This is a genomic window from Haloparvum sedimenti (assembly GCF_001462205.1).
In the GTDB taxonomy this organism is placed as follows: domain Archaea; phylum Halobacteriota; class Halobacteria; order Halobacteriales; family Haloferacaceae; genus Haloparvum; species Haloparvum sedimenti.
The window spans coordinates 1-7,514 of record NZ_LKIR01000127.1; the positions used below are offsets into that span (position 1 = coordinate 1).

Sequence of the window (7,514 nt, forward strand, 5' to 3'; positions counted from 1 at the left end):
GTAGAAGACGAGTTAGATAGACTCGGGATGTACGCGCTAAGGCAACGAGGCGTTGTAGTCCACGAGCACTAACAGACCGAGCCACACTCATGCCACGGATTGGGTATTGAGTTCAGGCGGTAGCTGGATCGCACGTATACACGGTAGTTACGCGTCAGACCGACGTTGGCGTATTCCGGTTCGATTCCGGAAGTCGGCATAAAGACGGCCACAGCGGTGGGGAAAGACCCGTACCCATTCCGAACACGGAAGTGAAGCCCACCTGCGTGCCGGGTAGTACTGGAGTGGGAGACCCTCTGGGAGTACCGGTTCGCCGTCTGTCCATTCATACTCATACGCGGATGCATTCATTGGCGAGCGGCAGTGCTGTGGTGAGGTGTCGTGCTGTGTGGTGGTTTCGGGTTGGATAGCGGCCGCGCCGTGCATGTCGGTCCGAATGCGGGCACCCGGTGTGGCGGCTGATCCCTGAAACGTCGGATACTCACGGCTCAGCTGCTGTCATCGACTTTTTGACCGGTGTTTTTATCAATTCTGCACGCGGATGATGAGTAAATGGGGGACCGCGGCCGGGACGAACCACGGATCGTTCTCTCGGCGCGGTCCGACCGTGCCCTCGCATCCGTCCCGAGCGATTGCGGCCCGGTCGATCTCGTCACTCTCCTGTACGACGGTACACCCGAGGAGTGGCGACGCATGTGGCGCACGGAGGTCGGTTCGGTACCGCGGCGTGAGCTGTTATGTAACGTCGCAACATTGTCTCGGGGAGCCACGGCGTCCTCCGGCGTGGACTCGCCCACGCAGGTGCTTCCGGACCGCAATCTCGCGCTGCGGACCCTCGAACGGCCGGTCGACGCCGAGGGGTTCGCCGACACCGTCGCTGCGAGCCTGGATGAGCGCGATTCGGAAACGGTCGTGATGTATCTGGACGCGCTCGACAAGCTGATCGCGGACGCGGGGGGCGAGAGTACGATCGCAGCTCTGGAACGGCTCCGAGACGATCTCCCTCCATCCGGAGTCGTCGTCTGTGGGATCGATGCCGACGCCGTCGACCGGGCAACGTTCGAACGGTTCGGGGGCCTCGCGGACGAGGTCGTCGTCGATCATTCGGAGAGTAATGTCGGCAGAGCGGTCGAACGATTGCGACGGGCCGACCCGACGAACTTCGGATACGCCCGTCGACACTGGCGAGAGGCGAGACGGGGGATCGAACGATGTGAGCGGAACTATCCGAAGGCGAAACAGATCCACCGCCGTCTCGCCGACCCGGCGACGACGCCGAGGACCCTCGGGGCGACGCTCAAGGCGTTCGTCGATCTGGGGATTATCGACGTGTGGTCCGACACCGTCGGGCCGACGCGGTACGACCTCACCGTCTATGACGCGGGGCGGCTCCTCGAGGTCGGTGAGGCGCTGGACGCGAACGACTGAGCGACTTCCGTCGACGACTCACTCTGCGTCGGACGGCTCGGGGGGTGACAGGTCGCTTGCGACGACGCTACCGTCGGGGTCGAGCGTCACCGTCCCGAGCGACACGGTCTCTCCCGACTCGGCGGCCTCAGCGACGGTTCGGAGCACGGATTCCTTCTCGAGCCGGTCCCAGACCGCTTCGGCGACGAGTTGCTGGAACGCTTCGGGATCCGTCCATCCCGAGTCGATGTCCGAGGGGACGTGTACCACCACGCGGAACTCCGTCTCCGTGAGCTGAATGCCGACGCCGAACGTGTCTGCCATGGTCGAAGTCGAGGGTGGTGGGGGCAAAGATGCACCGGCTGCGAGCCAGGGCTGTCGAGCGTTCGATCCGCTGACGCCCCGTCCGGTTCGCTCGGCTGCTGTCCCGTCCGGATGGACGTCCGAAAGCGGTAAGCCCGCTCCGTCGGAAAGCGCGGCCGTGATCGCCCACGAAGCGGAGGACCCTGCTGTCGCGCCGATGGTCGGACTGGGCGCCGCCGTGCTCGCCATCAGCACCGGGGCGATCCTCGTGCGGCTCAGCGAGGCGCCGAGTTCCGTCGCAGCCTTCTACCGCGTGCTCTTTACGACCCTTCCGCTGTTGCCGGTTGCGCTGTGGCGGTACCGAGAGGACTTTCGACGGATAACCCCTCGCGATCTCGGGTTCGCGGTCCTGTCCGGAGTCGCGCTGGCCGTCCACTTCGCGGCGTGGTTCGAGAGCCTCTCGTGGACGAGCGTCGCGGCGAGCGTGACGATCGTTCAGGCGCAGCCCGTGTTCGTGGCGGCGGGCGCGTGGCTGTTCCTTCAGGAGACGGTGACGCGCCGCATGGCGGTCGGGATCGCGATCGCGATCTGTGGCGTGGTGGTGATGTCGATCGGGGACTTTCTTGGCGGCGTTCTCGTCGGTGCAGCCCCGCTGTACGGTAACGCGCTCGCGCTCCTCGGAGCGGTAACCGCCGCCGGGTACGTCCTCGCCGGGCGGTCGCTTCGGGCGCGCGTGTCCCTGATTCCGTACGTCGTCGTCGTGTACGCCGTCTGCTCGGTCGCGTTACTCGCGGTCGTTCTCGCGGGCGGTCACTCGCTGACGGGGTATCCAGCGAGCGAATGGGCGATCTTCGCGGGACTGGCGCTCGGCCCGGGGCTGTTCGGGCACACGGTCATCAACTGGGCGCTGGGGTACCTCGAGTCGAGCATCGTTTCGGTGTCGATGCTGGGTGAGCCGGTCGGTGCCACGCTACTGGCGCTGGTACTGCTGGCCGAGGTGCCGACGGGGTATACGGTCGCCGGCGGCACAGTCGTACTCGTCGGTATCCTGCTCACCGCGCAGGGGCGGCCGTAGCTCTCTGCGGCCGTCTTGAGGGCAATGCGTCGGGGAGAAGGACCGTCGAACGATGGAGCAGCGGCCGTCGGGAGGCGGGGGCGCGGCCGTTGGATGCCCCTGGGTCAGCCCGATTCGGACACGGGCACGTCGTGGCCTTCCAACGCCGCGCGCGTGCGGCGATGTCTGTCGCGAAACATGCCCTCGAACCCGACCTTCGCGAGGGGACCGAGGGCGTCGCCGACGGCACCGAACGGGAGTCGGTAGCGAACGGTGTCGATGAGGACCGTCTCGTCGCCGTCGGCGAGGAACGTGTGCGTGTGTTCCCACTTGCGGAACGGGCCCTCCCGCATCTCGTCGACGAAGACGGCGTCGTCATCGGACCGTCGGCGGTCAGTGATAACGGAGACCCAGCGCTGGCGCGGGACGACGCCGAGGGGGCCGATCGACATCCGGATCCGCGTCCCCGCCGCCAGCTCCTCCGGTTCCCGCTCGCCGTCGGGGCCCCGGACCCCCTCGATACGGAGGTGCATCCAGTCGGGCGTGAGCCGCTCGAGGCCCGCCGTCGTGGCGTGGAACTCCCAGACCTCCTCGAACGGCGCCGCGATCCGCGTCCGGCGGCGGTACGTCGGCATACGTCCGTCTTCGGGGCGGAGGTTGAAAAACCCGAGTCCGGACGGCCTCGCGACCGTTCCGATATCGCACGGTGCCGCAGGATACCGCAACTGCGCCGCACGGCATCGGCCCGCACGGCACCGCTGGAACCACCTTGCACGGCACCGCCCCGCACAGTACCGTCTCGGATCGCTTTCTGAACGATGGGGCGCTCCGGATCTCCCGACCGGTCCCGAGGTTCTTTTGTCTCCGCCGGGCGCTCCCACGGATATGTACGAAGTCGAGTTGAAGGTTCCCGCCGACCTCGACGCTGTCCGTGAGCGGTTAGAGGCCGCGGGCGCCCAGCGGGAGACGGCGCTCGAACAGGTCGACACCTACTACGACGCCCCCGACCGCGACTTCGCCGAGACCGACGAGGCGCTCCGGCTCCGGGAGGAGACGCCGCTCGGCGGTGAAAGCGGTTCCGAGGACGGTGCGGCGCCGACGACGAAGGTCACCTACAAGGGGCCGCTGGTGGACGACGACTCCAAGAGCCGGGAGGAACACGAGACGGCGGTGGCTGACGGGTCGGCGATGGCGGGCGTTCTGGAGGGGCTGGGCTACGAGCCGGCCGCGACCGTCCGGAAGGAGCGGACCTTCTACGCGTTCGAGGAGCTCACGGTCACGTTGGACGCGGTCGACGAGGTGGGCGAGTACGTCGAAGTGGAGACGACGGTCGCCACCGAGGCGGAGGTTCCGGTGGCCCGCGACCGGGCCGCGGCCGCACTGCGTGACCTCGGTCTCGACCCCGCCGACGCGATCAGGACCTCCTACCTCGGCATGCGTCTCGCGGGGGAGTGATTCAGAAGGTCGCGGGGGAGTGACCCGGAAGAAGGCGTGAGGTCGTGACGGCTGTCGTCAGAAACCGAGGCAATCGTTGCCAGACCATAACCCGAGAGCATCAGACGCAGCCGGACTGTTTCCGCAAGTTATACTGCGGCCGGCCGGGTAGCCGGGGGCAATGAGCCGCAACATTCAGGTAAGTCGCCTCGACCGACAGGCGGTCGAGGACCAGGACGTGGAGATCGTGGAGCGAAAGGGGGTCGGCCACCCGGACTCCATCAGCGACGGCATCGCGGAGTCCGTCTCGCGCGCCCTCTCGCAGCTCTACCTCGACCGCGTCGGCAAGGTCCTCCACTACAACACCGACGAGACGCAACTCGCCGCCGGCTCGGCCGCGCCCGCCTTCGGCGGCGGTGAAGTCGTCGAACCCATCTACATCCTGATCGTCGGCCGCGCGACGAAGGAGTACGAGGGGCAGCACCTCCCGGTCGACTCCACCGCGCTCGCGGCCGCCCGCGAATACCTCGCCGAGACGGTTCCCGAGCTGGAGTACGGAACCGATGTGATCGTCGACGTGAAGCTCGGCGAGGGCTCGGGCGACCTGCAGGACGTGTTCGGCGAGGACGAACAGCAGGTCCCGATGGCCAACGACACCTCCTTCGGCGTCGGCCACGCGCCGCTCACCGAGACCGAGCGCATCGTCCACGAGGCCGAGCGAGAGCTCAACACGACCTACTACGAGGACCACCCCGAACTCGGCCCGGACGTGAAGATCATGGGAAAACGTGAGGGCGACCGAATCGACATCACGGTCGCGGCCGCGATGGTCGACGCGTACGTCGACGATCTCGACGACTACGACGACGCGGTCGCGGACGTGCGCGAGTTCGTCCTCGACCTCGCGGAGGACCACACCGACCGCGAGGTGAACGTGGACGTCAACACGGCCGACGACTACGAGGACGGCTCGATCTACCTCACGGTCACCGGCACCTCCGCCGAGCAGGGCGACGACGGCTCCGTCGGCCGCGGCAACCGCGCGAACGGCCTCATCACCCCGAATCGCCCCATGTCGATGGAGGCCACTTCGGGCAAGAACCCCGTCAACCACATCGGGAAGATCTACAACCTGCTGTCGACGGAGATCGCCGAGTCCGTCACCGACGAGGTCGACGGCATCCGTGACCTGCAGGTCCGACTGCTCTCACAGATCGGGCGGCCCATCGACGAGCCCCACGTCGCGGACGCCCAGGTCGTCACCGAGGACGGCGTCGAGCTCTCGGACATCGAGGCGGACGTCGCCGCCATCGTCGACCGCGAGCTCGCGGACGTGACCGAGGTGACGCGCCGCGTCATCGAGGGCGACGTCTCGACCTTCTGAGCGGCGGCCAGCGCGCCCCGCAAGCCGGCCCACCGCCGACCGCGGACCACAACCGATTAGGCCGGCCGGGGGGTCGATCCGGGTATGACGACGGTGTGTCTCGTGGGCGACCCGGAGGTGACCCTCCAGTACGAGCTGTTGTCCCGCGAGACCGCACGGGACGCGCTCGCGACCTACGACATCGCGGAGCCGTTCGCCAACAGCCTCGCCGTGGAGACGGTGAGTCTGGGAGCGGCGGTGTCCCTTCTCAACGATCTCAACTGGTACTGCGCCCGATTCGTCGACGAGGCGCTCGTCAGGGAGCCCTCCGTGTCGCGCGAGGAGTGGCTCTCGCGCGATCTCGCGACCCGGATTCGGGACGGGGCGATTCGTCCCGCGGAGACGGATCAGCGGCTGAAGATCTACGCCGTCGACGAGGAGGACCGACTCGTCGACCCCGTTTTTGCGGTGCGCGAACAGGGCGACTCCCCGACCCACCAGCGCGCGGACGGCGGCGAGACGGTCGTCGTGCGCGTGACCGAGGACGAGTTCGAGGGTTGACTCACTCGGCGGGGTTCGCGTCCGTCCCGCTTCCGATGTCGTCCGCGGTGTCGAGCACGCCGAGCTCCGCGAGTGCCCGCAGCGTGACGAGGGCCTCGACGAGCGCGCGCTCCTCGGGGCTCCCCGACTCGTTCGCGGCGGCCGCGAGCGTCTCGCGGGCGCGTTCGGCGCGGCGAGCCTCGAGTTCCGTCTGATCGGTCGCTTCCTTCGTCGCGGTGAACAGCGCCTCGTGGTCCGCCCGGAGATCCAGCGACACGTGGGCGGCGTTACACCGCGAGAGTGGGTGCGTGCCGAGGTCGAGAACGAGGTCGCGGACGAGTTCCCAGTCGCTCTCGCAGAAGCCCAGCGACACCGTGCCGACCACGTCGCGCCAGGAGATGGGGTCGCCGTTCTCCATCAGTCCGAGCGCCCGCGGCGGGACCTCGATCCGGGTCGCGGCGTCCTCGCGACCGCAGAGACAGCACGGCGTGTGCGTTAGACCGGCGTACATACGGAGGGTTCAGCAACGCGGATGGTCGTTACGGCCGCCGATCCGGTCGCACGACCGACCTCAGGCGTCACACTCGGCGAGCCACTCGAACGCCCACGACTCGACCTCAGAGAACACCCCGGAGAGGGACTCACCCTTCTCGGTCAGGCTGTAGTAGGTCGCGACCGGGGCGTCCTCCTCCAGCCGCCGCGAGACGAATCCGAGCTCCTGTAAGTCGTCGAGCACGCGCGAGAGCGTCCGCGAGTTGGCGTCCGTCGCGCGCTTGAGCTCGTTGAACCGGCGCTCGCCGTCCTGCAGTTCGTGGAGGACCACGAGCCGCCATTTGGAGCCGATCTGATCGATCGAGTCGACGATGGGACAGGCTCCGGCGTCGGTTTCCTCGGTCGGGGCGGTCGCGTCCCCGCTTTCCGTCTCCGCTGCCTCGGGACCGGCCGTGAGAGATTCTGGCGATGACATCGGTGTTACCTGGTGAAACGGTTGTCCGGGAATGGCTATAAGGGTTCGGTCCGTACACGTGGTTACACGATGATACCTGAAATCGCGACGCTACCGCTTCAGTTCGATACCGCCCTCGCGGGCGAGATCTTTCTGCTCGGCCGGCTCCTGTTCGGCGGGGTGCTGGCGTTCATGGGCCTGAACCACTTCATGAACCTCGAGCAGATGGCCGGCTACGCGGAGTTCAAGGGCCTCCCGGCGCCGAGCTTCTCGGTGATCGCCTCCGGCGCGGTCCTCGTGCTCGGCGGACTCGGGGTCGTGCTCGGTGCGTTCCCCGTGATCGCGGCGGGCGGCCTCGCCGTCTTCCTGATCGTCTCCGCGGTAACGATGCACGACTTCTGGACCGTCGACGACCCCGAGGAACAGCAGAACGAGATGACCTCGTTCCTGAAGAACGTCTACGGTGC

Annotated in this window: 10 protein-coding genes and 2 rRNA genes; 8 read left to right on the plus strand and 4 right to left on the minus strand. The window is 67.4% G+C overall.

Annotation, left to right across the window (positions count from 1 at the left end; all coding sequences use genetic code 11):
* From AN233_RS18430 to AN233_RS10095, 3 genes are all read left to right on the plus strand, one after another.
* Window positions 1-92 (plus strand): 23S ribosomal RNA (locus tag AN233_RS18430); the annotation flags it as partial.
* Window positions 93-200: 108 nt separating this feature from the next.
* Window positions 201-322, plus strand: a 5S ribosomal RNA gene (rrf, locus tag AN233_RS10090).
* A gap of 461 nt (window positions 323-783) precedes the next feature.
* Window positions 784-1,428, plus strand: coding sequence for a hypothetical protein (locus tag AN233_RS10095; protein ID WP_058366662.1), 645 nt, complete (start codon window positions 784-786; stop codon window positions 1,426-1,428).
* Window positions 1,429-1,446: 18 nt separating this feature from the next.
* Here the strand turns inward: AN233_RS10095 and AN233_RS10100 are convergent, their stop codons facing one another.
* Window positions 1,447-1,731, minus strand: a complete 285-nt coding sequence (locus AN233_RS10100) for a hypothetical protein (protein ID WP_058366663.1) — start codon at window positions 1,729-1,731, stop codon at window positions 1,447-1,449.
* Window positions 1,732-1,927: 196 nt separating this feature from the next.
* Between AN233_RS10100 and AN233_RS10105 the strand changes: the two genes are divergently transcribed.
* The gene (locus tag AN233_RS10105; protein WP_058366851.1) at window positions 1,928-2,785 is read left to right on the plus strand and encodes a DMT family transporter; all 858 of its coding nucleotides are present in this window, start codon (window positions 1,928-1,930) and stop codon (window positions 2,783-2,785) included.
* 104 nt (window positions 2,786-2,889) lie between these two features.
* Here the strand turns inward: AN233_RS10105 and AN233_RS10110 are convergent, their stop codons facing one another.
* A complete protein-coding gene (locus AN233_RS10110; protein WP_058366664.1) occupies window positions 2,890-3,399 on the minus strand; it encodes an SRPBCC family protein in 510 nt (169 codons plus the stop codon).
* Window positions 3,400-3,649: 250 nt separating this feature from the next.
* On the opposite strand from AN233_RS10110, the gene cyaB reads away from it, so the two are divergent.
* The 3 genes from cyaB to AN233_RS10125 all read left to right on the plus strand — a co-directional run bounded on the left by cyaB (window position 3,650) and on the right by AN233_RS10125 (window position 6,122).
* Window positions 3,650-4,219: a class IV adenylate cyclase gene (gene cyaB / locus AN233_RS10115; RefSeq protein ID WP_058366665.1), complete on the plus strand. Its 570-nt coding sequence runs from the start codon at window positions 3,650-3,652 to the stop codon at window positions 4,217-4,219.
* A gap of 160 nt (window positions 4,220-4,379) precedes the next feature.
* Entirely contained in the window at window positions 4,380-5,582 is a 1,203-nt protein-coding gene (locus tag AN233_RS10120) for a methionine adenosyltransferase (RefSeq protein WP_058366666.1), read from the plus strand.
* Between the two features lie 84 nt (window positions 5,583-5,666).
* On the plus strand, window positions 5,667-6,122 hold the full coding sequence (locus AN233_RS10125; RefSeq protein WP_058366667.1) for a DUF5804 family protein: 456 nt from the start codon (window positions 5,667-5,669) through the stop codon (window positions 6,120-6,122).
* A gap of 1 nt (window position 6,123) precedes the next feature.
* Here the strand turns inward: AN233_RS10125 and AN233_RS10130 are convergent, their stop codons facing one another.
* Together AN233_RS10130 and AN233_RS10135 are read right to left on the minus strand one after the other, a co-directional pair.
* The gene (locus tag AN233_RS10130) at window positions 6,124-6,612 is read right to left on the minus strand and encodes a hypothetical protein (RefSeq protein WP_058366668.1); all 489 of its coding nucleotides are present in this window, start codon (window positions 6,610-6,612) and stop codon (window positions 6,124-6,126) included.
* 60 nt (window positions 6,613-6,672) lie between these two features.
* The gene (locus tag AN233_RS10135) at window positions 6,673-7,068 is read right to left on the minus strand and encodes a winged helix-turn-helix transcriptional regulator (protein ID WP_058366669.1); all 396 of its coding nucleotides are present in this window, start codon (window positions 7,066-7,068) and stop codon (window positions 6,673-6,675) included.
* Window positions 7,069-7,137: 69 nt separating this feature from the next.
* On the opposite strand from AN233_RS10135, the gene AN233_RS10140 reads away from it, so the two are divergent.
* Window positions 7,138-7,514 (plus strand): DoxX family protein (locus AN233_RS10140; RefSeq protein ID WP_245626052.1); only part of this gene is annotated, 377 nt, incomplete at its 3' end.